The sequence below is a fragment of the Streptococcus entericus DSM 14446 genome (genome assembly GCF_000380025.1).
In the GTDB taxonomy this organism is placed as follows: Bacteria; Bacillota; Bacilli; order Lactobacillales; family Streptococcaceae; genus Streptococcus; species Streptococcus entericus.
In genome coordinates, this window is the sequence record NZ_KB904158.1 from 36403 (window position 1) to 59633 (window position 23231).

Annotated in this window: 21 protein-coding genes and 1 pseudogene; 11 read left to right on the plus strand and 11 right to left on the minus strand. The window is 42.1% G+C overall.

What is annotated here, in order from left to right:
• The 3 genes from A3GW_RS0103235 to A3GW_RS0103245 all read right to left on the minus strand — a co-directional run bounded on the left by A3GW_RS0103235 (position 1) and on the right by A3GW_RS0103245 (position 2359).
• Positions 1 to 981 carry a ribose-phosphate diphosphokinase gene (locus A3GW_RS0103235; protein WP_018367887.1) on the minus strand — a complete coding sequence of 327 codons (981 nt, stop codon included), beginning with the start codon at positions 979 to 981 and terminating at the stop codon, positions 1 to 3.
• 237 nt (positions 982 to 1218) lie between these two features.
• Positions 1219 to 1776, minus strand: coding sequence for a GNAT family N-acetyltransferase (locus A3GW_RS0103240; protein WP_018367888.1), 558 nt, complete (start codon positions 1774 to 1776; stop codon positions 1219 to 1221).
• A 10-nt stretch (positions 1777 to 1786) separates the two neighbouring features.
• Entirely contained in the window at positions 1787 to 2359 is a 573-nt protein-coding gene (locus A3GW_RS0103245; protein ID WP_018367889.1) for a CYTH domain-containing protein, read from the minus strand.
• Between the two features lie 96 nt (positions 2360 to 2455).
• On the opposite strand from A3GW_RS0103245, the gene A3GW_RS0103250 reads away from it, so the two are divergent.
• From A3GW_RS0103250 to pta, 4 genes are read left to right on the plus strand one after another with little or no spacing between them, the layout of a single operon-like run.
• Entirely contained in the window at positions 2456 to 3124 is a 669-nt protein-coding gene (locus A3GW_RS0103250; protein ID WP_018367890.1) for a GTP pyrophosphokinase, read from the plus strand.
• Complete coding sequence (locus A3GW_RS0103255; RefSeq protein WP_018367891.1) at positions 3099 to 3929, plus strand: NAD kinase; 831 nt, start codon at positions 3099 to 3101, stop codon at positions 3927 to 3929. Before A3GW_RS0103250 ends, A3GW_RS0103255 begins: the two co-directional genes overlap by 26 nt.
• Complete coding sequence (locus tag A3GW_RS0103260; RefSeq protein WP_018367892.1) at positions 3926 to 4837, plus strand: RluA family pseudouridine synthase; 912 nt, start codon at positions 3926 to 3928, stop codon at positions 4835 to 4837. Before A3GW_RS0103255 ends, A3GW_RS0103260 begins: the two co-directional genes overlap by 4 nt.
• A gap of 23 nt (positions 4838 to 4860) precedes the next feature.
• On the plus strand, positions 4861 to 5850 hold the full coding sequence (pta, locus tag A3GW_RS0103265) for a phosphate acetyltransferase (protein WP_018367893.1): 990 nt from the start codon (positions 4861 to 4863) through the stop codon (positions 5848 to 5850).
• A gap of 41 nt (positions 5851 to 5891) precedes the next feature.
• On the opposite strand, the gene A3GW_RS0103270 is transcribed toward pta, so the two are convergent.
• Entirely contained in the window at positions 5892 to 7502 is a 1611-nt protein-coding gene (locus A3GW_RS0103270; RefSeq protein WP_018367894.1) for a hypothetical protein, read from the minus strand.
• Position 7503: 1 nt separating this feature from the next.
• Complete coding sequence (locus A3GW_RS0103275; protein ID WP_018367895.1) at positions 7504 to 8241, minus strand: ABC transporter ATP-binding protein; 738 nt, start codon at positions 8239 to 8241, stop codon at positions 7504 to 7506.
• A 126-nt stretch (positions 8242 to 8367) separates the two neighbouring features.
• Here A3GW_RS0103275 and A3GW_RS0103280 point away from each other — a divergent pair, with 126 nt between their 5' ends.
• A complete protein-coding gene (locus tag A3GW_RS0103280) occupies positions 8368 to 9114 on the plus strand; it encodes an SDR family NAD(P)-dependent oxidoreductase (RefSeq protein WP_018367896.1) in 747 nt (248 codons plus the stop codon).
• A 40-nt stretch (positions 9115 to 9154) separates the two neighbouring features.
• On the opposite strand, the gene A3GW_RS0103285 is transcribed toward A3GW_RS0103280, so the two are convergent.
• On the minus strand, positions 9155 to 9757 hold the full coding sequence (locus tag A3GW_RS0103285; protein WP_018367897.1) for a DUF3862 domain-containing protein: 603 nt from the start codon (positions 9755 to 9757) through the stop codon (positions 9155 to 9157).
• A 142-nt stretch (positions 9758 to 9899) separates the two neighbouring features.
• On the opposite strand from A3GW_RS0103285, the gene rlmD reads away from it, so the two are divergent.
• The 4 genes and pseudogenes from rlmD to glgP all read left to right on the plus strand — a co-directional run bounded on the left by rlmD (position 9900) and on the right by glgP (position 16089).
• Positions 9900 to 11255 (plus strand): 23S rRNA (uracil(1939)-C(5))-methyltransferase RlmD, encoded by a 1356-nt coding sequence (gene rlmD / locus A3GW_RS0103290; RefSeq protein ID WP_018367898.1) that lies wholly within the window; start codon positions 9900 to 9902, stop codon positions 11253 to 11255.
• A 397-nt stretch (positions 11256 to 11652) separates the two neighbouring features.
• Positions 11653 to 12065 (plus strand): annotated as a pseudogene (gene tnpA, locus A3GW_RS10740) (IS200/IS605 family transposase).
• Positions 12066 to 12323: 258 nt separating this feature from the next.
• Positions 12324 to 13832, plus strand: a complete 1509-nt coding sequence (gene malQ / locus A3GW_RS0103300) for a 4-alpha-glucanotransferase (protein WP_018367899.1) — start codon at positions 12324 to 12326, stop codon at positions 13830 to 13832.
• Positions 13825 to 16089: a glycogen/starch/alpha-glucan family phosphorylase gene (gene glgP / locus A3GW_RS0103305; protein WP_026216568.1), complete on the plus strand. Its 2265-nt coding sequence runs from the start codon at positions 13825 to 13827 to the stop codon at positions 16087 to 16089. Before malQ ends, glgP begins: the two co-directional genes overlap by 8 nt.
• Positions 16090 to 16317: 228 nt before the next feature.
• Here the strand turns inward: glgP and A3GW_RS0103310 are convergent, their stop codons facing one another.
• Complete coding sequence (locus A3GW_RS0103310; protein WP_018367901.1) at positions 16318 to 17025, minus strand: UTRA domain-containing protein; 708 nt, start codon at positions 17023 to 17025, stop codon at positions 16318 to 16320.
• Between the two features lie 198 nt (positions 17026 to 17223).
• On the opposite strand from A3GW_RS0103310, the gene A3GW_RS0103315 reads away from it, so the two are divergent.
• The gene (locus tag A3GW_RS0103315) at positions 17224 to 18015 is read left to right on the plus strand and encodes an endonuclease/exonuclease/phosphatase family protein (protein WP_018367902.1); all 792 of its coding nucleotides are present in this window, start codon (positions 17224 to 17226) and stop codon (positions 18013 to 18015) included.
• Positions 18016 to 18048: 33 nt separating this feature from the next.
• Complete coding sequence (locus A3GW_RS0103320) at positions 18049 to 20217, plus strand: PTS transporter subunit IIBC (RefSeq protein WP_018367903.1); 2169 nt, start codon at positions 18049 to 18051, stop codon at positions 20215 to 20217.
• An 82-nt stretch (positions 20218 to 20299) separates the two neighbouring features.
• Here the strand turns inward: A3GW_RS0103320 and A3GW_RS10745 are convergent, their stop codons facing one another.
• From A3GW_RS10745 to A3GW_RS0103340, 4 genes are all read right to left on the minus strand, one after another.
• Positions 20300 to 20914 (minus strand): DUF2812 domain-containing protein, encoded by a 615-nt coding sequence (locus A3GW_RS10745; protein WP_233275307.1) that lies wholly within the window; start codon positions 20912 to 20914, stop codon positions 20300 to 20302.
• A 132-nt stretch (positions 20915 to 21046) separates the two neighbouring features.
• The gene (locus A3GW_RS0103330) at positions 21047 to 21340 is read right to left on the minus strand and encodes a DUF5960 family protein (protein WP_018367904.1); all 294 of its coding nucleotides are present in this window, start codon (positions 21338 to 21340) and stop codon (positions 21047 to 21049) included.
• Positions 21327 to 21695: a hypothetical protein gene (locus tag A3GW_RS0103335; RefSeq protein WP_018367905.1), complete on the minus strand. Its 369-nt coding sequence runs from the start codon at positions 21693 to 21695 to the stop codon at positions 21327 to 21329. The genes A3GW_RS0103330 and A3GW_RS0103335 overlap by 14 nt, the downstream gene beginning before the upstream one ends.
• A complete protein-coding gene (locus tag A3GW_RS0103340) occupies positions 21692 to 23107 on the minus strand; it encodes a Y-family DNA polymerase (RefSeq protein ID WP_026216569.1) in 1416 nt (471 codons plus the stop codon). Before A3GW_RS0103340 ends, A3GW_RS0103335 begins: the two co-directional genes overlap by 4 nt.
• Between the last annotated feature and the right edge of the window lie 124 nt (positions 23108 to 23231).

Sequence of the window (23231 nt, forward strand, 5' to 3'; positions counted from 1 at the left end):
TTAGTAATCCGTATCCTCATCGTCATGGTAGACAAAGAGAGGGCTGAGTGGTTGACGTTCGTGGATGCGGATAATGGCATCGGCAATGAGCTCACTAGCCGTCAAATAAGTGATGTGTTCTGGCACTTTTTCTTTTGTCTTAACAGAGTCGGTCACTAAGATTTCTTTAATCGGAGCAGCATTAAGAATTTCAGCTGCACCGCCAGCAAACAAGCCATGGCTAGCCACAGCGTAAATTTCTGTCGCTCCACCACGTTCGACAATTTTGGCAGCTTCCGCAAAGGTCTTACCAGTATTCAAAATATCGTCAATCAAAATAGCTTGCTTACCAGCAACATCTCCGATGATATAGCCTTCTTCACGCATCGCATCATCTTGAGCATAGTCGATAATGGCTAAAGGTGCTTCAAGAACTTCAGCCAGTGCCCTTGCCCTACGGATACCAGAGTTTTTAGGACTTACCACGACCACCTCATCGCCCCTTAGCCCCATATCGATGTAGTGTTTGGCAAATAGCGGAGCAGTTAGGAGGTTATCTACTGGCACATCAAAAAATCCTTGGATTTGCACGGCGTGCAAATCAAGTGTTAAGACGCGATCGACACCAGCCTTAACCAGCATATTAGCAACAAGCTTGGCAGTAATCGGTTCACGGTCTTTGGCGATACGGTCTTGACGAGAGTAGCCAAAGTATGGCAAAACCACGTTAATCGAATTGGCACTGGCTCGCTTGCAGGCATCAATCATAATCAAGAGTTCCCAGAGGTAGTCATTGACAGGACTGTTGGTCGACTGGATGATGTAAATATCGTCTCCGCGGACACTTTCTTCAATGTTAATCATGATTTCCCCATCGGAAAATTGACGCGAAGATAATTTCCCCAAGGGAATCCCTGCTGCGGTAGCAATTTTTTCAGCAATCTCAGGGTTTGAGGTCAGGGAGAAAAGTTTTAATTGTTTATCAGCATAGCGCTCTGCCATAGTCAACTCCTTTTGTTTCGATTAGTTTTATTTTACCAAAAAAATCTGATTTTGTCTTATCTTTTCTTGGGAGAAGATGACAAACACACGAAGAAAAAGACTTGCACCACAGGTGACCTGGCAAGCCTTTTACTAGAACATATTTAGAAAAATTCATGATATTTGGCAGACAAACGTATTGCGTAAGCACTTGTGATATCACGTTGTCCTGTTAGGAGCAGGAGCTTGTGCTGTATCTCAAGACCTCTGAACGTCTTCTGCAAGGATAGCATACAGCGCCAGTGTGACAAGCACTCCTTTGACTAACCGTACTTGTCGCATCACACCTTCATGCGTCATCCCTAGTTTCTCCATCACGCGCCCAGAAGCAGGATTGCGCACATCATGAACAGCCTGGATGCGGTTAAGCCCCATCTCATTAAAACCAAAGGCAAGCAGGTCTTGTCCAGCTTCTGTAACGTAGCCCTTGTTCCACCAGTGTTTACCGATACAATAGCCGAGCTCTGCCATGCTGTCTCGTTCAGAGACGGCCACAAAACTAAAGGTGCCAATAAGCTGTCCAGTTTCCTTGATAACCATGCCCCAGTTATAAAAATCGGGCCTGTCGTACTGTTTGGTCCAGAGAGACAGGAGTTCTCGAGTGTCTGCTAGACTGGCGTGGGTGTCCCAGGTCACGAAGCGTGCAACGTCCTCATCGCTAGCCCAGTTTTTGTACATCTGTTCAGCGTCAACTAGGGTCAATGGTCTGAGTAATAACCGCTGCGTTTCAATCTCAGAAGTTCCTAAATGATGCATAGCTGTCCTCCTAGTATTTCTTTTTCAAGGTGCTAGCAAATCGTGCTACTTTACTTTTGGCGTACTTGAAGTTGATTTGGTGTTTGTCTAAGAAACGTTCAAAATCAGCTAGTCCTTGCTCAGCATCAGTCACCTCAAGTTCCAGCTCATAATCTTTGATGTCAGCGTAAATATTGCTGTCAATAGCGAGCAAGCCGATGTCCAAAGGAACCTCTCGCCGTCTGGTGGTCAAATGCCCCAAGATAGAGAGTGCATCTAAAGGAACCTTTTTTTCTAATAATTTGTCTCTAATCAGTCCATCAGGTATGATAAACTCTTGTTTAAGGGACTTGACAGTCTCTAAGTCCAGCGACTGGTTAAATTCGAGATTTCCAATATCTTGAGGAATTTTCAAGGTTAACTCAGCACGGTCAACGTAAGTTCTTATGCGAAGCGACAGGCGTTTTGACTTGAGGATAAAGTCTGCACTGTCTATGTAGTAGTTTGTTTGTTGAATCGGTTTGAATTGCTGATACAGGCCATCTAGTCGTCTGAACTCATCGATGGTCAGCAGTGTCTTGTATTCAATTTCTAAATTGGTCATCACTTTCCTCTCGAAAATAGCTAATCTGTGGTATAATAAAGTGTTACGTTCATTTTACTACAAAATGAAGCTCTTGTACATGAAAGGAGTGTCGAGATGTTTGAATGGGAAGAATTTTTAGATCCATATATCCAAGCGGTGGGGGAATTAAAGATTAAATTAAGGGGGATTCGCAAGCAGTTTCGTAAGCAGGGCTTACATTCGCCTATTGAGTTTGTGACGGGTCGGGTCAAGTCTGTGGAGAGTATCGTCGAAAAGATGGAGCGCTATGAGGTTGACCTAGCTGACATTTCAGAAGGTATCGAGGACATTGCTGGTTTACGTGTCATGGTACAGTTTGTTGACGATGTTTACAAGGTTGTTGAGCTCCTTCGTCAAAGGCAAGACATGACGGTGATTTTAGAAAAAGACTACATCGCTAATATGAAAGACAGTGGCTATCGTTCTTATCACGTGATCGTCACCTATCCTGTCGAAACCATAAAAGGTCGGCGTGAGGTCAATGTTGAAATTCAAATCAGGACCTTATCGATGAACTTTTGGGCGACGATTGAGCATTCCTTGAATTACAAGTACCAAGGTAATTTTCCAGATGAAATTCGCCACCGTTTGGAGGTGACCGCTCGAATTGCCCGTGAGTTGGACGATGAAATGAGTAAAATTAGAGACGATATTAGAGAGGCTCAGTTGCTCTTTGACCCTGTTGTGGGAACATTGAGTGATGGGGTTGGAAATAGTGATGATACAGACGAATTCTACCGTTAAACGTGTGGCAATCATTGCCAACCATAAATTTCAAAGCAAGAAAATTGCCAACAAATTATTTACAACACTCCGTGAGGATGAGCGGTTTTACCTGACAAAAAAATCACCCGACATCGTTATTACTATCGGTGGTGACGGGGTTCTGTTATCGGCCTTTCACACGTATGAAAATGAGTTAGACCATGTGCGATTTGTTGGTATCCATACTGGTCATTTGGGATTTTACACAGACTATCTGGAACATCAGGTGGATGAATTGATTACCACTTTGCGCGAGGATACAGGGGAGAAAATTTCTTATCCAGTTCTTCAAGTTTCCATCGCCTTAGCTGATGGTAGGCGCATTCGCGGACTTGCTCTCAATGAGTCAACCATTAAGCGGATTGAAAAAACCATGGTCGCTGATGTGCTTGTTCATAATGTCAAATTAGAGCGTTTTCGTGGTGATGGGCTATTAGTGGCTACTCCGACTGGTTCTACAGCTTATAATAAATCACTCGGTGGTGCAGTTCTTCATCCGACTATTGAGGCGCTTCAACTGACTGAGATTGCTAGTATTAACAATCGGGTTTACCGTAGCATCGGTTCATCGATGATTGTGCCTAAAAAAGACCATATTGAGGTCTATCCTAAAAAAACTGGGCGCTACATCGTTTCTGTCGATAACAAAACCTATACCTATAAGGACATTGTTAAAATAGAGTATCAGATAAGTCCTCAAAAGGTTCATTTTGTTTCGACCCCTTGGCATACCAGTTTTTGGCAACGGGTTAAAGATGCCTTCTTAGGAGATTTGGATAGATGAGATTCACCTTTACCGCGGATAGGATCTGTCAAGTCAAGACCTTTCTAAAGGCGCAAGATATTTCCCGAAGCCTTTTGGCAAAAATCAAGTTCCGAGGTGGTGGGATTTGGGTCAATGGGCAAGCACAAAATGCGATTTACCAACTATCCATCGGAGATGTGGTAACAGTTGATATTCCTGATGAGGTAGCTTTTGAAAATTTGGTGGCTATCGAGCACCCTCTGACCATCGTTTATGAAGATGACCATTTTCTAGCCATTGATAAACCTGTTGGCTATGCGTCCATACCGAGTGCCATTCACAGCAACACCATCGCCAATTTTGTCAAATATTATCTGGTAAGCCAAAATTATCCTAATCAGCAAGTGCACATCGTGACCAGATTAGATCGTGACACCAGTGGGCTCATGCTCTTTGCCAAGCACGGCTATGCGCATGCTAGGCTGGACAAACAGCTCCAGTCCAAAACTATCCAAAAGCGGTATTACGCCCTCGTCGAAGGAGAAGCAGAACTTCCAGATGAGGGTGATATTTTAGCACCGATTGCTCGTGATGAGGAATCTATTATCACCAGACGGGTTCATGACTCTGGCAAGCCAGCCCATACTAGCTTTCAAGTGATTGGGCGTTATGGAGCGGTAAAGTTGGTGGATATTCAACTCCATACCGGGCGTACACATCAGATTAGGGTACATTTTTCTCACATTGGTCACCCTTTGCTGGGAGATGATTTGTATGGAGGAAATTTATCCTATGGCATTCATCGGCAGGCCTTGCACTGTCATTCCCTGAGTTTTTTTCACCCCTTTGAGGAGAAACAAATCAATCTGAGCTCAAACTTGACAGATGACATGGAAAAGGTTATTATAGAAACTGTTGGAAAGCGGATACCCACTGACCAAAGATAAAACATAGGAACAAGGAGTTCGAGATGGAAATTCGGAATTTATTTGGTGAATTAAAGCAGAAAATTGTTGGTAAGCACATCAAGATTGTCTTCCCTGAGGGCAATGACCATCGTGTGGTTCGTGCCGCAGCTCGTATGAAATTTGAAGGTCTGGCTGAGCCAATTATCCTTGGTAATCCTCGGGATGTTCATAGCTTATTGACAGACCTTGGCTTTGCTAACCCTGGTATCGAGATTATCAACCCAAATGACTATGCTGATTTTAATCAGATGAAAGAGCTTTTTGTTGAGATTCGTAAAGGCAAAGTCAGCCCAGAAGATGCTGAAACGATTTTGCGTGATGTGAACTATTTTGGCGTGATGCTAGTGCAAATGGGCTTGGCAGACGGGATGGTTTCTGGTGCTATTCATTCAACAGCGGATACGGTTCGTCCAGCCCTACAAATCATTAAGACAAAACCAGGTATCTCACGGACTTCAGGCGTTTTTCTGATGAACCGTGAAAATACTAATGAACGTTACATTTTTGCTGACTGTGCGATTAACATTGATCCAAATGCTCAAGAATTAGCTGAAATTGCAATCAGCACAGCTGATACTGCAAAAATCTTTGACATTGACCCTAAAGTTGCTATGCTCAGTTTCTCAACGATGGGAAGTGGTAGCGGTGCTCAGGTTGAAAAAGTTGCTGAAGCGACTCGTCTGGCAAAAGAATCTCGCCCTGACTTGGCCTTGGACGGTGAACTCCAGTTTGACGCAGCTTTTGTTGAGGCTACAGCTAAACTCAAAGCTCCTGATAGCCCAGTTGCCGGTCAGGCAAACGTCTTTATCTTCCCAGACCTGCAGTCAGGGAACATCGGCTATAAGATTGCGCAACGCTTGGGAATGTTTGAAGCCGTTGGTCCAATCTTACAAGGTCTTAACAAACCAATTAATGACCTATCACGCGGATCAAGTTCAGAAGACATTTACAAGCTGTCAATCATTACCGCAGCACAAACCTTAGATAACTAAAAAAAGAAGTGACCTCACTTCTTTTTTTAGTTATCCATGGTTTATTCAAATGTTTTCCAGAAACCGCGACCGACAAACCAATAGGCGATGAGTAGAATGACGAAAGCGAGGGCGGTCAGTCCTGCGCTAATCAGGTGAGCTGAGACAAAGCTACTCATAATGATTGAGCCAATGATAATGAACATTCCAAGAAACATAACCCCAAGCATGGTAAAAGCGACAACCCACTGACCATGGCCACGGCTAAAGAGCTGGTTAATGTTTTGCCAGTTAAGGTCTAAGAGCTTGTAATCTCGTCGGTAAGCCCTTAGACCGACTAAATAAGCGGCTGCCAAATAACCAATGGTGTAAGCAAGGATGAGGAGTGGGGATAGTCTGAGTATCAGTCCACCTAGAATATGAAGTGCGAGAATTGGAACGATTTGAACCAAGAGAAGGGTATAAAATTTTGACTGTAAAAAGCTAATAAAATTAATCGGTAGGGTGCGGATAAAGTTTAGATTTTCCCGTTCGAGGGAGATCCCTACAGACAAGAGGCTTGTCGCACCAGTTGTCAATGCGCCTAGCATTAAACCTAAAATCAAAGCAGTGCCATAGTAACTCGGCGCAATAACTGAAAAATCAGTACCCTTAGAGCCGACAATGGGCATCAAGCCGCTAAACCCGACAATCAAAGGCATCAAGAAAGCCTGCATGAGCAAGTTGCCGTCTTTTATCGTACTAAGATGATGACGAACGATGGCCTCTTTTAGGCTGTATTCTTTTGAGTTTGTTCGTTTTTTGCGTGTCACCTGCCCTTGGTTGGCACTGATTTTTAGCATTTGGTCAAAGTATGTCGGAATAACTCGTTTTAGAATATAGATGACCAAGGCAAGCAGGAGGGCATTAGGTAGCCAGAAGTGCAGGACACTATCGAGGCTAAATGGGTTTGACACAACATGATAAAATCCAATAAAGTAAGGAATCTTAGCCGTGATTAGACCACCGTCGTCAGACAGACGAACACTAGTTGAGCTACTTTGCACTAAAAAAATTAGACCAACAGACAGAAGAGTTGATAGCACAACTAGACCTGTTGAGATGATTTTTTTATGGCGACTTTTTTCAAGGACTTGACCAATTCTATCCAGAAGAAGGAGTGACACCGTATTGATGGCCAGTAGCAAGAGTAAAAACATAGGAAGTGTCAATACTATTGCAATGACTGGCGAGCCAATCTGCCAGTAGGCGATGGCTAGTAGAGACAAGAGAGGAATGAGGTAGGTCAGAATAGCAGGCTGAGCGGCTAGTAGCTTAGCCAGATAGACTTCCTCTGACTTGACCGGTAAAGAGAGGTAAAGCTTGGTGTCTTTACTGTCGTAAAAGACGGCAAACAGGCTGTTAAAGCCAGTTCCCAGCGCAATCAAGCTAAACAAGGCGAGTTGTATTGAGAAATAGCCTGGTGACTTGCTGTAATCAATACCGATAAACATGGTTGAATAGAGGACAAAGAAAACAAGGCTGAGTATGAGGAATTGGTTACGAACGCCCCTAATTGCTGAAAACTTTTTCTTTGGTTTTTGGGCTTGCTTGGCTTGAACCTGTGAGGTGACTTGAGGATGAGCAGCGAGGAAGTTAATATTTAGAAGTTCTTTGACATTGTTCCAATTCATCTCAGCTACCTGCACTTTCTTGCTGACGACCAGCCAGCTCCAGATAAATGGTCTCTAAGTCCTTGTCTGGGTAAGTTTGGCGCAAGTCGTCCAAGGTTCCAACAAAGATAAGTTGCCCTTTTTTCAAGATCCCTATACGGTCACACAGCTGCTCTGCTACTGATAAGACATGGGTTGAAAACAGTACGGTATGTCCAGCTTGGGCATGTTCTTTCATGAGATGTTTGAGGTCAAATGAAGCTTGTGGGTCTAACCCAGTCAAGGGCTCGTCTAAAATCCAGATGTCAGGATTTGGAATAAGGGCACCGATGATGATTGCTTTTTGCCGCATCCCATGCGAAAAGCTATCGATGAGATTATCCTGCTTATCAGTCATGTCAAACAGAGCACAAAGGTCACTAATACGCTGCTCTGCCATGTCCTTAGACACTCCATAAATGCTCGCTAAAAACTGCCAATACTCACGCGCTGTCAGATGTAGAAAGATGTCAGGTGAATCGGGCACGTAGGCAATCCGTTTTTTAATGGCGTCGCGGTGCTGGGTCAGGAGCAGGTCATCAACATAAATCTCCCCATAAGTAGCCTGAATAATAGAGGTCAAGAGACTGATCGTTGTAGTTTTGCCAGCACCATTGTGACCGATAAGTCCAAAAATTTCTCCGTTGTTAATGGTTAGATTAAGGTCAGATAGTGCCTCAAATTCTCCATAAAGTTTAGACACATGGTCAAAACGAATCATAACATCATCTCCTTTAGATTTAATAGTTCAAATTTATTGTACTGCTATCTCAAAACAAAGTCAAGCCGCAGTCAACGCTTTCACGAAAAATGTGGTATAATACATCGTAGAATGGGAGGATATGACATGACAAGTATTTTAGTAACAGGCGCTTCCGCAGGTTTTGGGCGTGCCATTTGCCATAATTTGGTGAGCGCTGGCTATACAGTTGTTGGTGCAGCGAGGCGTTTTGATAAATTGCAGAGCTTAAAAGCAGAACTAGGAGAACGATTTATTCCAATTCAGATGGACGTGAGTGATAAGGCTTCTGTGACGGCTGCGCTGTCGGAACTGCGTGAGCAAGGCGTGGTGATATCAGGCTTAGTAAACAATGCTGGTTTAGCCTTGGGGCTTGATAAGGCACAGGAAGCAGATTTTGCTGACTGGGAAGTCATGCTAACAACAAATGTTGTTGGTATGACTTATCTGACGCACCAGCTCTTGCCTACCCTTGTTGAACAGAAGGGCTATATCATTAACATTGGCTCTATTGCAGGTACTTACCCTTATCCAGGTGGGAATATTTATGGGGCGACCAAGGCGTTCATGAAACAGTTTAGCCTGAATTTAAGGGCGGATTTATCAGGTACGGGCGTTCGTGTGACCAACCTTGAACCTGGTCTTTCAGGAGGTACAGAATTTTCGACTGTTCGCTTCAAAGGTGATGCCCAACGTGCACAGGAACTTTATGACGGCACAAACAGTCTCCAACCTGAGGATATCGCGCAGATGGTCACATGGTTGTTTCAACAGCCACCACATATCAACATCAACCGTTTAGAAGTTATGCCAACTAGCCAAAGTTTCTCTCCATTAGCTGTTTACAGACAGTAAAAAAAGAATGCTGGATATGCCAGTATTCTTTTTCTAATGATTAGTCAGAGAGACCTTGTTGATTTTTCGTTTTGAGTGCATTGTTCTCAAAGAGGAGCTGAAGTTGCGCTTGATTGTCTGTTTTCAAGCCGCTTACCCAGAGTGCTTGGAGTTCTTCCTTGTCAGAGGATACTCCTTGAGAGAGGACATCAGGTTCACCTAAGAGGTCAACTGCTTGTGTATAGGTCATGCCTTCTTTAAGCTGTTCAAAGGTTTTTGCATCAATCTTGGGATCTCTGATAAAGTAAAAATTAGAGATTGAACGTGCGATGGCGCTGTCTTGGTAGAGTTGGACAAGGACTTCAACATGTTCAAACTGCCAGCGGTACACATCAAGCGTGACATCGCCAGCAGGTGCTTGTTCGTGGGAAACAGGTTCTCCAAATAATTCTTTAAGTTTTGCGAGATTTGTCCCGCCTTTAAATTCTTGATCTGCTTTGGCAAGACTAATGTCATTAAATTTGAGTCGAATATCAGAGTGCTTGGCTACAATTTGTTGAGATTCAACAGGAGAAGTTGTTTCATCAGTCTGATTGGTTTTTGAACAGGCCATTAACCCAAGCGACAATATAGTAACAATCATCAGATTAAAAAAGCGTTTCATAAAAAATTCCTTTATCCTCTAAACTATAGAGATATTATAACATAGAACTTATTGTTTGTCACTTGTTATAGGAAAGGCTAAATATGGTATAATTGGAGTGACGAGATGTTGCTCCAATTTTTATGAATAGAAAAGAGAAAAGATGCTACAAAAAAACGATGTGATTGATGTTGAAATTGTCGACTTGACCCATGAGGGGCAAGGCGTTGCCAAGCATGATGGGCTAGTCTTCTTTGTGGACAATGCCCTCCCAGGTGAGCGGATTGCCATGCGGGTCTTGAAGGTCAAAAAATCGGTTGGCTTTGGTAAGGTGGAGACCTATCACAGCCTGTCCCCCCACCGCAATCAGGCGCTTGATACGACCTATCTACGGACGGGGATTGCAGATCTGGGGCACTTGACCTATGACCAGCAGTTGGTGTTTAAGACCAATCAGGTCAAGGCTGCTCTGAACAAGATTGCAGGGATTACGAATGTTCCTATTTTGGATACTCTCGGTATGGCGCAACCTCTGGCTTATCGCAACAAGGCAGCTATTCCTGTCCGCCGTGTCAATGGACAGCTTGAGACAGGCTTTTTCCGAAAAGGGTCGCATGACCTCATGCCGATTGAGGATTATTATATCCAGCATCCAGAGATTGACCGCTTGATTAAGGCGACGCGAGACTTGCTTCGTCGGTTTGACATCAAACCCTATGATGAGGCGACGGGAGCTGGACTGGTTCGCCACCTCGTGGTCCGTCGTGGCTATGCGACAGGGCAGCTGATGTTGGTGATTGTGACGACCCGTCCCAAGATTTTCCGTGTTGAGCAGCTCATCGAGCGGCTGACAGCTGACTTCCCTCATCTCATTTCCATTATCCAGAACATCAATGACCAAGCGACTAACGTGATTTTTGGTCAGGAGTTCATCACGCTCTACGGTCATGATACGATTGAGGACCAGCTCTTGGGCAATACCTACGCTATTTCAGCCCAGTCCTTTTATCAGGTTAACACGGAAATGGCTGAGCAACTCTACCAGACGGCAATTGATTTTTCAGAGTTGAGCACAGATGATGTCGTTATTGATGCCTATTCTGGAATTGGCACCATCGGTCTCTCCTTAGCAGGTCAGGTCAAGGCTGTTTACGGGGTCGAGGTCGTGGACAAGGCTGTCGCAGACGCTATGAAAAATGCTCAGAACAACGGCATCACCAACGCCCATTATGTCTGTGATACGGCTGAGGCTGCAATGGCAAAATGGCAGAGTGAGGGGCTTCGCCCCAAGGTCATTATCGTCGATCCACCACGAAAAGGGTTAACAGAAAGCTTTATCCGTGCCAGCTCTGCCATGTCCCCAGAAAAAATCACCTACATCTCCTGCAATCCAGCCACCATGGCGCGTGATATTAAGCTTTACCAAGAACTCGGCTACCAGCTGACCAAGGTGCAACCAGTGGACTTGTTCCCACAGACGCATCACGTCGAGGTAGTTGGTCTGCTGGTGAAAGCCTAGAAACCTTTGAACGAAAGCCTATTAAAAGCCTTGGAGACAAGGCTTTTTAGCTTTGGGTGGGGAAGTATTAGAGCGACGACCTCAGTGGAAGTAGTTATGATGCTGGTGAATTTGAGAGATATTTATTTCCGTAGACACAAGGTGGGGACATGGGTAAAGGAGTACGAGGGAATAGATGTCCCCCCCTCTCTCTTAAATCACCGCTATGGTCGACAGAAGTAAGAGTATAGAAAATGATACAATTTTATCCTCAAGAACCGTTGAAATAGCTTGATTTCAAGGGTTCTATGATTATGTGACTTTAGTCCGTTTCGCTCCGCAGGTGCGAAACAAATAAACCACCCGCTATGCGGGTGCGCATCGAAGGTTATACCAAAAAAACTCCAAACGCGATACAATAAAGGTGTTCAAGCCTAAAGTAAAGCGAAAAGTCATTTATAATCAATATCGAAGCAGTTTAGGAGAGATATTCCGTCGTTTGTGTGGCTATAAAGGTGTTGAAATTATAGAAGGACATTTAATGCCAGATCATGTTCATATGCTAGTTAGTATTCCACCAAGAATCAGCGTTTCCAGTTTCATGGGCTATTTAAAAGGTAAGAGTGCTCTTATGATGTTTGATAAACACGCCAATCTTAAATACAAGTTTGGAAATCGCTATTTTTGGGCAGAGGGTTATTACGTGAGCACGGTAGGACTTAATGAAGCCACCATAAAAAATAGATACAGGATCAAGAAAAACATGATATCGCACTTGATAAACTGAGTGTGAAAGAATATGAAGATCCCTTTAGGGATAATGGTAAGTAGTACTAGCGCCTCTTTAAGAGGCTAGTGACGAGTCAAAAGCAGTTAGGCTTGAACAAAGTGAAAGCCAGCGTCTTTAGGCGCTGGCTGGTGATGTGGGCTTATAGCCCCTGTTCAAACCACCCGTTAGACGGGTGGCCATGATTTTAGTAGAATACACAAGTTTTACGTAAAAGTTTAAAATATTACGGAAAACCTATTGACTAATGCAAACATTTGCGTTAAACTATATTCGTAACCGACAGAAAGGAAAACGTTTTTATGACAAATCGTACCAGTGGAATTTTGATGCATATTACCTCACTTCCAGGTAAGTTTGGTATTGGTACTTTTGGACAGTCTGCCTATGATTTTGTAGATTTCTTGGTGGAAACCAAGCAAACCTACTGGCAGATTTTACCACTAACAACTACAAGCTATGGAGATTCTCCTTACCAGTCTTTCTCTGCTATTGCAGGAAATACACACTTGATAGACTTTGACCTATTGGTTGAAGACGGCTTATTGGCAACAGAAGATTTCCAAGATGTAAATTTTGGAGATAATCCTGAAAAAGTAGACTATGCTCTTATCTATCAAGTTCGCCGACCAATTTTGGAGAAGGCGGTTCAAGCATTTTTGCAAGATGATAAGAAGAAAGCTGCTTTTCTAGAGTTTGAAAAGGCTAACTCATCTTGGTTGACAGATTATGCTGAGTTCATGGCTATCAAGGAATACTTTGGTAATAAAGCTCTCCAAGAATGGGAAGATAAAAAAGTTGTAGCTCGCAACGAGGAAGCTCTTGATAAGTACCGCTTAGAATTGGCAAATCAAATCGACTACTACAAAGTCACACAGTATTTCTTCTTCAGCCAATGGAAACAATTGAAAGAATATGCCAACAAACACCACATCAAAATCATCGGAGACATGCCAATCTATGTTTCTGCTGATAGCGTTGAAGTGTGGACAAAAACCCAACTATTCAAATTGGACAGTGAACGCAAGCCGCTTTATGTAGCAGGTGTACCAGCTGATAACTTTTCGGCAGATGGTCAATTATGGGGAAATCCTATTTATGATTGGCCAGAACATGAAAAAACAGGCTATAACTGGTGGATTTATCGTATCCATGAAAGTTTCAAACTTTATGATGTCCTTCGGATTGACCATTTCAAAGGTTTCTCAGACTTCTGGCAAGTTGATGGTAAGGCAGAAGTAGCTAAGGTTGGTACCTGGGAACCAGGTCCTGGCTACAATCTCTTCAAGGCTGTCAAAGAAACACTTGGAGACCTTCCAATCATTGCAGAAGACCTTGGAAACATTGACGCTAAAGCACGCAAATTGCTTGCAGATTGTGGCTATCCAGGTATGAAAATCTTAGAATTTGGTTTCTTTGATGTAACAGGTAAGAGTATCGATGCTCCACACCGTTGCATTCCAAATTCAGTCGCCTACACTGGAACTCACGATAATGAGGTTGTCAATGGCTGGTACAACAATCTTGATCCAGAACAACAAGAATACGTGGACGCCTACAGCAACCGTAAGCCGATTGAAAAAGTTAGCCAAGCTATGCTCCGTATGCTGTTTGCAACAGTGAGTGATACAGCTATTGCAACCATGCAAGACGTCCTAGACTTGGGTGAAGAAAGTCGAATGAATATGCCGTCAACTATCGGTGGAAACTGGGAATGGCGCATGAAAGCTGAAGACTTGACCCAAGAACGCAAAGACTTCTTGACCAAAATGACATTACTATACCAACGAGGAAATGAAAACCATGACTAAATTTACAACATTTGCAGAAACAAACACTTCGAAGAAATTAGCTGATTTGACAAATGAAGAAATCTATCTTCAATTGTTAAACTACGTAAAAGAAGCTGCAGCTACAAAACCAAAAAACACAGGAAAACGTAAAGTTTACTATATCTCAGCGGAGTTCCTTATCGGTAAACTCTTGTCAAACAACTTGATTAACTTGGGCGTGTACAAAGACGTTCAAGAAGAATTGGCAGCAGCTGGTAAATCATTGGCTCAAGTTGAAGATGTTGAACCAGAACCATCACTTGGTAACGGTGGTTTGGGACGTCTAGCTTCATGTTTCGTTGATTCTATGTCAACACTTGCCATCAACGGTGAAGGTGTTGGTCTGAACTACCACTGTGGTCTTTTCCGCCAAGTATTTAAGAAAAATGAGCAAGAAGCAGAGCCAAACTTCTGGATCGAAAATGATTCTTGGTTGATTCCAACAACTATCAGCTATGATGTTCCATTCAAAAACTTCACTTTGAAATCAAAATTGGATCGTCTTGATATTCTTGGCTATAAAAAAGAGACTAAGAACTACCTCAATTTGTTTGATGTTGAGTCAGTAAACTATGACTTGATTACAGATGCTATTTCATTTGACAAGACTGATATTAAAGAAAACTTGACACTCTTCTTGTACCCAGATGATTCTGATAAGAATGGTGAATTGCTCCGTATCTACCAACAATATTTCATGGTATCAAATGCTGCTCAACTTTTGATTGATGAAGCAATTGAGCGCGGTTCAAACTTGCATGACTTGGCTGACTACGCTTATGTGCAAATCAACGATACTCACCCATCAATGGTGATTCCTGAGTTGATCCGTCTTTTGACTGAAAAGCATGGTATTGAATTTGCGGAAGCAGTTGCCATCGTTAAGAATATGACTGGTTACACAAACCACACTATCTTGGCGGAAGCACTTGAAAAATGGCCACTTGAGTTCCTTGAAGAAGTGGTGCCACACTTGGTTGATATCATCAAAGAATTGGATGCCCTTATTCGTGCAGAAATTAAAGACCCAGCAGTCCAAATCATTGATGAATCAGGTCGTGTACACATGGCTCACATGGATATCCACTTCTCTAACTCAGTGAACGGTGTAGCTGCGCTTCACACAGAAATCCTCAAAAACTCTGAATTGAAAGCTTTCTACGAGCTTTACCCAGAAAAATTCAACAATAAAACAAACGGTATCACTTTCCGCCGTTGGTTGGAATTTGCCAACCAAGACCTCGCTGACTACATCAAAGAATTGATCGGCGATGAATACTTGACAGATGCGACTAAACTTGAAAAATTACTTGCCTTTGCTGATGACAAGGAAGTTCATGCCAAGTTGGCTGAAATCAAGTTCAACAATAAGTTGGCTCTCAAACGTTACCTTAAAGACAACAAAGGTATCGAGCTGGATGAAAATTCTATTATTGATACACAAATCAAACGTTTCCATGAGTACAAACGCCAACAAATGAATGCCTTGTATGTTATCCATAAATACCTTGAAATCAAGAATGGTAACCTTCCGAAACGTAAAATCACTGTTATCTTCGGTGGTAAAGCAGCTCCAGCTTATATTATCGCTCAAGACATCATTCATTTGATTCTTTGCTTGTCAGAGTTGATCAACAATGACCCAGAAGTAAATAAATACCTCAGTGTTCACTTGGTAGAAAACTACAATGTGACAGTTGCTGAAAAATTGATCCCTGCAACAGATATTTCAGAACAAATCTCATTGGCTTCTAAAGAAGCGTCAGGTACTGGTAACATGAAATTCATGTTGAACGGTGCATTGACACTTGGTACCATGGACGGTGCCAACGTTGAGATTGCTGAGTTGGCTGGTATGGACAACATCTATACATTTGGTAAAGATTCAGATACCATCATCGACTTGTACGATAAGGCTGGATATGTATCTGCGGACTATTACAATGGCGATGCCAATATCAAACGTGCAGTTGACTTTATCGTTAGCGATGAGGTAAAAGCACTTGGTAACGAAGAACGTCTTGGTCGTCTGCACCATGAATTGATTTCGAAAGACTGGTTCATGACCTTGATTGACTTGGCTGAATACATTGAAGTAAAAGAACAAGTCTTTGCAGATTACGAAGATCAAGATTCATGGAACAAGAAAGTTGTTCACAACATTGCCAAAGCTGGATTCTTCTCATCTGACCGTACTATTGAACAGTACAATCAAGACATCTGGCACAGTAACTAATTGAATTCCAACAATTAGTAGGAAAGTTGATTGAACCACTCCAAAACTTATCAGATCAATTCTTCCTATGTGTTGAAGAATAAAAACTACCAGTTTTTATCATTATTGGTGCTCTCCTTAGTATATAAATGCAAAGAATGTCTCTGCAAAAAAGCGGAGACATTCTTTTTATAACTATAAAATTCTAGAAGTTTTATACACTTGGTCGAAAAAATCGAAAGTTTCCTTTTACCGTTTCGCCATTGATACAAAGCTTACCTTATCAGGCCGATAGCTAATAGTCCCATACTGGAAAGCTTGACCATTTGAAAGATAGGTGATGCTAGTGACTACGACGACCATGTCATAGTCCCCTAAATCCATCAATTGTTTTTCTTCTTCGTTTGCAAAACGGAAGGAGATTTCACGTCTGGAATGAGAAATTGTTAAATGGAGTTCTTCTTCTAAGTAGCGGTAAATAGAGCTTTCGGCAATTTCTTTACTGAGATATGGAACGACCCTACGGTCGAAATAGGAAATGTCATATTCCAACCGCTCACCGTCAATTGTCCGTACCCGACTCACTCGATAGAAATCTACCTTATCATCAACTTCGAAAGTTGACATTAAATCTTCTTGGCCTTGAATAATATAAAGCGATGTAAGCTGGGTCTGAATTTGGTGCTGTGATTTTTTGTTTAATTCGCCCACTGTTTTAATTTCAGAAAGATATTGGTCCTTCATTAGACCATGTTCGATAACAATAGAAGATTTCCCCTGTTTTTTTTGAATATAACCATCCATTTCAAGAAGAGATAGTGCTTTGCGAATGGTGTCCTTGGAGTAGGAGTACACTTCCATTAATTCATTTTCTGTCGGTAGGGCCTGTCCGGTTGACCAAACCTGCTCTTCGATTTTTTTCTTAATATCTTGATAAACTTTTTTATACTTACTCATAGTTTCCTGTCTTTCTACCCATTAGTATATCATAAAAGAGCCAGAAAGGGGCAATACATCTATTTTATTTAGTAGAATACACAAGTTTTATGTAAAAGTTTAAAATATTACGGAAAATCTATTGACTAACGCAAACGTTTACGTTATACTATTTCTATAAAAGAAAACGGTTATGCATTTTCAGAGAGAGGGGGAGCAATGAAATTACTAACAATTAATGTCCATGCCTGGTTAGAAGAAAGGCAGGATGAAAAACTAGATGTTTTAGCCAAAACAATAGCTGAAAAGGCTTATGATGTCATCGCTCTTCAAGAGGTCAATCAGCTCATAACTGCTGATTTGGTAACGAAAGACTTGAAGGCGGATAATTATGGCTTGATTTTATTAGAAAAATTAAGAGCCTTGGGACAATTTGACTATTCATATTATTGGAGCAACTCACATATCGGCTACGATAAGTACGAAGAAGGGATTGCCTTTCTTACCAAGTTGCCAGTTTATGAAGTGGATCCATTTTATTGTAGTCAGAGTAAATCTGTTGATTCCATCCTATCACGAAAAATTATGGGCTTGACGGTCTTCTATCAAGACCAGTTGATCGACCTGTATTCTTGTCACATCAATCTTCCAGGGAGTGAAGAGGAAGACCAGCTTGATAACATTCGTACGATTGTGGAACGGACTGGCAATAGACGTTTTAAGATTCTCATGGGAGATTTTAATACCGATGCCTTCTCAGATCGAGAGGTCTACGAAGCGATTACAGAGCTCGGGCTTTATGATTCATACAATCTAGCGATGGAAAAAGACCAGGGGATTACGGTTGAAAAGGCTATCGATGGCTGGGCTGGTCACAGTCAGGAAAAACGATTGGATTACATTTTCTTAAATCAGAAAAAGGAAGTTTTATCCAGCTTAGTGATTTTCAATGGAGAGAATCATCCGATTATTTCAGACCATTTTGGTGTGGAAGTTGAAATTAATGTATAAAATGGCACAGAGCCAAAAAATAAAGGAGAAAAAATGAAAAAATTTCTTAGTTTCGAATTTTGGCAAAAATTCGGTAAGTGTTTAATGGTCGTGATTGCAGTTATGCCTGCAGCAGGTCTGATGGTTTCTATCGGAAACTCTATTCCGTTAATCAGCCCAGAATCAGAACTCTTGATTCGTATCGGGAATATTATCGCCCAAATCGGTTGGGGGATTATCGGAAACCTTCACTTGCTCTTTGCCTTGGCTATCGGTGGTAGCTGGGCTAAGGAAAAAGCTGGCGGTGCCTTCTCAGCAGGTCTTGCCTTCATCCTTATTAACTTGATTACAGGTCACTTCTTTGGAGTGAAGACTGATATGCTTGCAGATGCAGCGGCAACCGTAACCACTGTTTTTGGAACAGAGATTCCAGTTTCAGGCTACTTCGTCAATATCTTGGGTCAACCTGCTCTGAACATGGGTGTCTTCGTTGGTATCATCGCTGGTTTTGTAGGGGCAACTACCTATAACAAATACTACAATTACCGCAAATTACCTGATGTTTTGACCTTCTTTAACGGTAAACGCTTCGTACCATTTGTGGTTATCTATCGCTCAGTTCTTGTAGCGCTAGGATTAGCTATCTTTTGGCCAGTTGTTCAAACAGGAATTAACAGCTTTGGTAAGTGGATTGCAAGCTCACAGGATACAGCACCAATTCTTGCACCTTTTGTTTATGGTACCTTGGAACGTTTGCTTCTTCCATTTGGTTTGCACCACATGTTGACCATTCCAATGAACTATACGTCACTTGGTGGTACTTATGACATCTTGACAGGTGCACAAGCAGGTACACAAGTATTTGGACAAGATCCGCTCTGGTTGGCTTGGATTACAGACTTGATCAACCTCAAAGACGCTGGTGATATGGCTCAGTACAATGATCTTCTTGCAAACATTACTCCAGCCCGTTTCAAAGTTGGTCAAATGATTGGTTCATCAGGGATTTTGATGGGATTGACTTACGCTATGTACCGCAATGTGGATGAAGATAAAAAACATAAGTACAAAGGTATGTTTATTTCTTCAGCACTTGCCGTATTCTTGACAGGTGTAACAGAACCAATTGAGTTTATGTTCATGTTTGCAGCAATGCCACTCTATGTCGTTTATGCTTTTGTACAAGGTGCGGCTTTTGCCATGGCTGACATTGTCAACTTGCGTATGCATTCATTTGGTAATATCGAATTCCTTACACGTACACCGATGGCGATCAAAGCTGGTATCGGTATGGATGTTATTAACTTTATCTGGGTAACAGCCCTCTTTGCGGTTGGTATGTACTTCATTGCCAACTTTATGATTAAGAAATTCAACCTAGCAACAGCTGGACGCAATGGTAACTATGATACAGAAACAACGGATGTGGTTTCAAACTCAAACGTAGATACTGCGGATGCCAATTCGCAAGTGGTTCAAATCATCAACTTGCTTGGTGGTCGTGATAATATCGCAGATGTGGATGCTTGTATGACTCGTCTTCGCGTTAGTGTTAAAGATGTGGCACAGGTTGGAGATGAAAATGCTTGGAAACAGGCTGGTGCTATGGGCTTGATTATCAAAGACTCAGGTGTTCAAGCAGTCTATGGACCAAAAGCAGATGTTCTCAAATCAGACATTCAAGACTTACTAGAATCTGGCGTAGCCATCCCTCGTACGGAAATTGTTGCGACAGAAGAAGTTGCTCCTGAGACTCAGTTCAAAGGTGTGACGGAGACAGTTTACTCTGTTGCTGAAGGGCAAGCCATTGCCATCACAGAAGTGAAAGATCTGGTTTTCTCACAAAAAATGATGGGTGACGGTTATGCAGTTGAGCCTAGCTCCGGCAATGTTTACGCACCAGTTTCAGGTATCGTAACCAGTGTCTTCCCAACCAAACACGCTGTCGGGATTTTGTCTGACAAGGGTGTAGAAGTCTTGGTGCACGTCGGTCTAGATACGGTTGCACTAAACGGTGCCCCATTCTCAGCTAAGGTAACAGATGGCCAACGCATTGAAGCAGGAGACTTGCTCCTTGTCGCAGATCTGGATGCCATTCGCTCAGCAGGACGTGAAACAACCATCGTTGTTGCCTTCACAAACACTGCTGAAATCAAATCTGTCAGCCTTGGAAATCTTGGGCAAGTAAGTAAAGATAGTCAAGTTGCGACAGTTGAGTTGTAAAAAGTAAAAAAAGATTGAAAAGATGATTGCAGTCAACCCTTTTCAATCTTTTTCTTTTGGATAGTATGCCATCAGTATTTTTCTAATTTCTTCGCTTCTTTTTTACCTTTTTCAGCGATATGGAGGAAATAAATAGACCAAGCAAGGAAAAATAAGGGAATAATGCCGCTTCTAAACATTGCGAATGGGGTTTCAAAGAGAAAACCAAACTAAAAACTGGTACAGTTCGTTCCCATAGTCCTGGAGTTAGGTACCAGGATTTAGGATTCCAAAGTGTGTATCCATTTTGGAGTCCAACTTGGTAATGGATAAAAAATAAAGTCAGAAATAATCCGAAATAGGAGTAGGCATAATTTTGGTGGCGTGAATAGAATGCTTTTTTCGATTCGGTATCAGAAAAAATTTCAGTGCTTGAAGCTTCGATTGTTTGTTGAAAATAATGGATGCCACATCTACGACTACCTTGTATAGGTTGCCAACCACAGTCTTCAAATAGAGAGAGGTAATTTGAATATTCTCCTTTTGCAATATGTTCATGAAAATCAAGGCGTACGGGATGAGGGGGGCGACTACATTTTTCAAAATGATAGGCTGCTATCCACGGAGTTACTTTGACAAGCTGATAACCTTCGGATTGAATCGAATTGATCCAATGTTCTTCCTCTTGTAAACTGGTGAATAATTTGTGTCTTATCATGGCTTCCTCCTTAAAAACCTATGCTAAACTAGCTTGGTTTTTTATTTGATTATGTGACTTTAGTCCGTTTCGCTCCGCAGGTGCGAAACGGACTAAAGTCACATAATATGAAAAGGAGCGCACGGCTCCTTTTTAGTTTATAGAGTTAACGGTCTTTAGGTAAACATATTTTCTGATGAGCTTATTGTTCTCGATAGGCTCAACGTTGAATAAGAAGTAGTGGTCCCGATTATCTCTCGCATTTTCCTTATTCAATTTGAAGTATGGCTGTTGTGATTTAGCCATGCTTCTCATGATATCATCTGTTAGGAAAGTCAAAGGTGTGTTTAAAGCTGAGTATCGGTAGAAGTCAACTTCAAATCTCTGATAGCTCTCGCTAAAGTAGTCCATTTGTAATTCATTTCTACGAAATTCAAGCTGATTCATGGAACATCTCCTCTACTGGTTCAATACTAAGGATATCAGTCATACGGATGTTGATATGCCCTTCTGTAGTACGAATAATGATATGCTCTCGTGTTATTGATGGTATTTTGCCTGTGAAATATCCTATTCTCTTGTCTTCTCTAACTTGTAGGCGAGTGACTAATTGGTTCGCATAGACTTGACTGAGTAAAAGCAATTTTTGTTCGAGTGTTAGGTCACTAAGGAAAGTAATCTTGTGTATATCTTCGGATAGAGCACTTGTATGCTCGGATAAGAAAAATCCCATCCATTTTTGCATTTTTCGGTCTTGGTAGTGTCTTGCGGATTCAAACGGTAAATATGAGCGATCAATCATTTTAGTCCCTCCAAACCACCAGCTGAGTGGCCTCCTATTAGTTTACTGCGTGCAATATTTCGGGAGCTGTCCAAGAGGGCGGTTCCTTTTTGGACAGCAAGAAAACCAAAACGGTCACGAATGGAATCAATGGTACTCTGTATCTTTTCTTCTTTCTCAATGGTTTCAACATCGTCAAAAAGGGAAATCAGAGAGTAGTTCTCGTCCACAAAGCCATCGTAGCGTACGGCAATGCTGCGAACTGCTCCTGAAGTGTATTTGCTTCTGAAGAGTTTTAGGACAGTATCTTTGAGCATCCGAGTGCTGTTGGTTGGCTCTATTCGTGTTTGGGTATTGATGGCTTTCTTCAGCTCTGTCCTTGAGTATCCCACCTGGATAGCAACATTAGTTGTTTTCTTATGAGCCCGTCTCAGCCTGATAGCAACCTGTTCAGCCATTTCAGTTAGGACTAGCTCGATGTCGGATTGCTTGATGTAGTCACGAGGTAAGACTTGTGAATTACCCAGACCTTTTGATTTAGGTCTATAAGGCTCATGAACATTGCTTTCATCAACACCGTTGGCATGAAACCAAAGCTGCACGCCATTGATTCCAAACTCTTTCTGAAGAATATCAGGGTTAACGTTAGCCAAATCTTTGATTGAAAATATACCTAGTTTATGGAGTCGTTTCTCAGTACGGTTACCAATACCCCAAAAATCAGTCATTGGAGAAATAGCCCAGACTTTGTTTTCAACATCATCGTAGGACCAGTTGGCCCGCATTGTCGGAGATTTTTTAGCCTCATTATCAAGAGCTAGTTTTGCAAGGAGAGGGTTGGCATTGCTCATGCCAACGGTAGAGTAGATACCTGTTTCTTTCCAGATATCATGTTGTATTTTAGCGGATACCAGGTCAAGTTTCTCTCTGCGAGTAAGGTTCTTATCCTCTACAAAGTAATTTAATGAAGAGGTTAAATCGATAAACCCTTCGTCAATCGAGTAAGGCAAAATATCTTCTCTAGCCGCAAAATTCAAAAGGATATTTTGGATTTGGATATTAACCTCGATGTATTGGTCCATTCGAGGTGGAACGATTAAGGTTCGTCTAGCCCAATGTTCAATAAATGAAATGTACTGTGGAGTAATTTCCAATCCTTGTTTTTGAGCATTATAGCGACTAAATTTTCTTGTCTTGATGTCAAAGGGGAGGTCGTAGGACCTGCCAACATTAGCCTTGCCAAAAACTTTTTTGAACATGGGTGATGAGGCCAGTATCAATCCTTCAGAGTTGTCGGCTCTACTCATGACGCAGAGAGAAGTGGTCAATGGATTGAGACCACGGCTGACGCATTCCACACTAGCGTAGAATGATTTCATATCGAAAAATGCAATATCGGACGTAGGCTCTTTTGAGTAATCAATAAAGCCCATAGCCATCACCTCTCTTTGAGTTTTCGTAACTCTTGGAGCAGGGTTGTGATATGGTCTGTCACGTCATACTCTTTTAGAAATGGGGTGAAGTAAATTCGGTCCCCCTTAATGTAAATCATTTCTT

Bases quoted from the DNA above. Each gene is read 5' to 3' on its own strand.
- A3GW_RS0103235 (WP_018367887.1), bottom strand. From the start codon at position 981: ATGGCAGAGCGCTATGCTGATAAACAATTAAAACTTTTCTCCCTGACC.
- A3GW_RS0103240 (WP_018367888.1), bottom strand. From the start codon at position 1,776: ATGCATCATTTAGGAACTTCTGAGATTGAAACGCAGCGGTTATTACTC.
- A3GW_RS0103245 (WP_018367889.1), bottom strand. From the start codon at position 2,359: ATGACCAATTTAGAAATTGAATACAAGACACTGCTGACCATCGATGAG.
- A3GW_RS0103250 (WP_018367890.1), top strand. From the start codon at position 2,456: ATGTTTGAATGGGAAGAATTTTTAGATCCATATATCCAAGCGGTGGGG.
- A3GW_RS0103255 (WP_018367891.1), top strand. From the start codon at position 3,099: ATGATACAGACGAATTCTACCGTTAAACGTGTGGCAATCATTGCCAAC.
- A3GW_RS0103260 (WP_018367892.1), top strand. From the start codon at position 3,926: ATGAGATTCACCTTTACCGCGGATAGGATCTGTCAAGTCAAGACCTTT.
- pta (WP_018367893.1), top strand. From the start codon at position 4,861: ATGGAAATTCGGAATTTATTTGGTGAATTAAAGCAGAAAATTGTTGGT.
- A3GW_RS0103270 (WP_018367894.1), bottom strand. From the start codon at position 7,502: ATGAATTGGAACAATGTCAAAGAACTTCTAAATATTAACTTCCTCGCT.
- A3GW_RS0103275 (WP_018367895.1), bottom strand. From the start codon at position 8,241: ATGATTCGTTTTGACCATGTGTCTAAACTTTATGGAGAATTTGAGGCA.
- A3GW_RS0103280 (WP_018367896.1), top strand. From the start codon at position 8,368: ATGACAAGTATTTTAGTAACAGGCGCTTCCGCAGGTTTTGGGCGTGCC.
- A3GW_RS0103285 (WP_018367897.1), bottom strand. From the start codon at position 9,757: ATGAAACGCTTTTTTAATCTGATGATTGTTACTATATTGTCGCTTGGG.
- rlmD (WP_018367898.1), top strand. From the start codon at position 9,900: ATGCTACAAAAAAACGATGTGATTGATGTTGAAATTGTCGACTTGACC.
- malQ (WP_018367899.1), top strand. From the start codon at position 12,324: ATGACAAATCGTACCAGTGGAATTTTGATGCATATTACCTCACTTCCA.
- glgP (WP_026216568.1), top strand. From the start codon at position 13,825: ATGACTAAATTTACAACATTTGCAGAAACAAACACTTCGAAGAAATTA.
- A3GW_RS0103310 (WP_018367901.1), bottom strand. From the start codon at position 17,025: ATGAGTAAGTATAAAAAAGTTTATCAAGATATTAAGAAAAAAATCGAA.
- A3GW_RS0103315 (WP_018367902.1), top strand. From the start codon at position 17,224: ATGAAATTACTAACAATTAATGTCCATGCCTGGTTAGAAGAAAGGCAG.
- A3GW_RS0103320 (WP_018367903.1), top strand. From the start codon at position 18,049: ATGAAAAAATTTCTTAGTTTCGAATTTTGGCAAAAATTCGGTAAGTGT.
- A3GW_RS10745 (WP_233275307.1), bottom strand. From the start codon at position 20,914: ATGATAAGACACAAATTATTCACCAGTTTACAAGAGGAAGAACATTGG.
- A3GW_RS0103330 (WP_018367904.1), bottom strand. From the start codon at position 21,340: ATGAATCAGCTTGAATTTCGTAGAAATGAATTACAAATGGACTACTTT.
- A3GW_RS0103335 (WP_018367905.1), bottom strand. From the start codon at position 21,695: ATGATTGATCGCTCATATTTACCGTTTGAATCCGCAAGACACTACCAA.
- A3GW_RS0103340 (WP_026216569.1), bottom strand. From the start codon at position 23,107: ATGGGCTTTATTGATTACTCAAAAGAGCCTACGTCCGATATTGCATTT.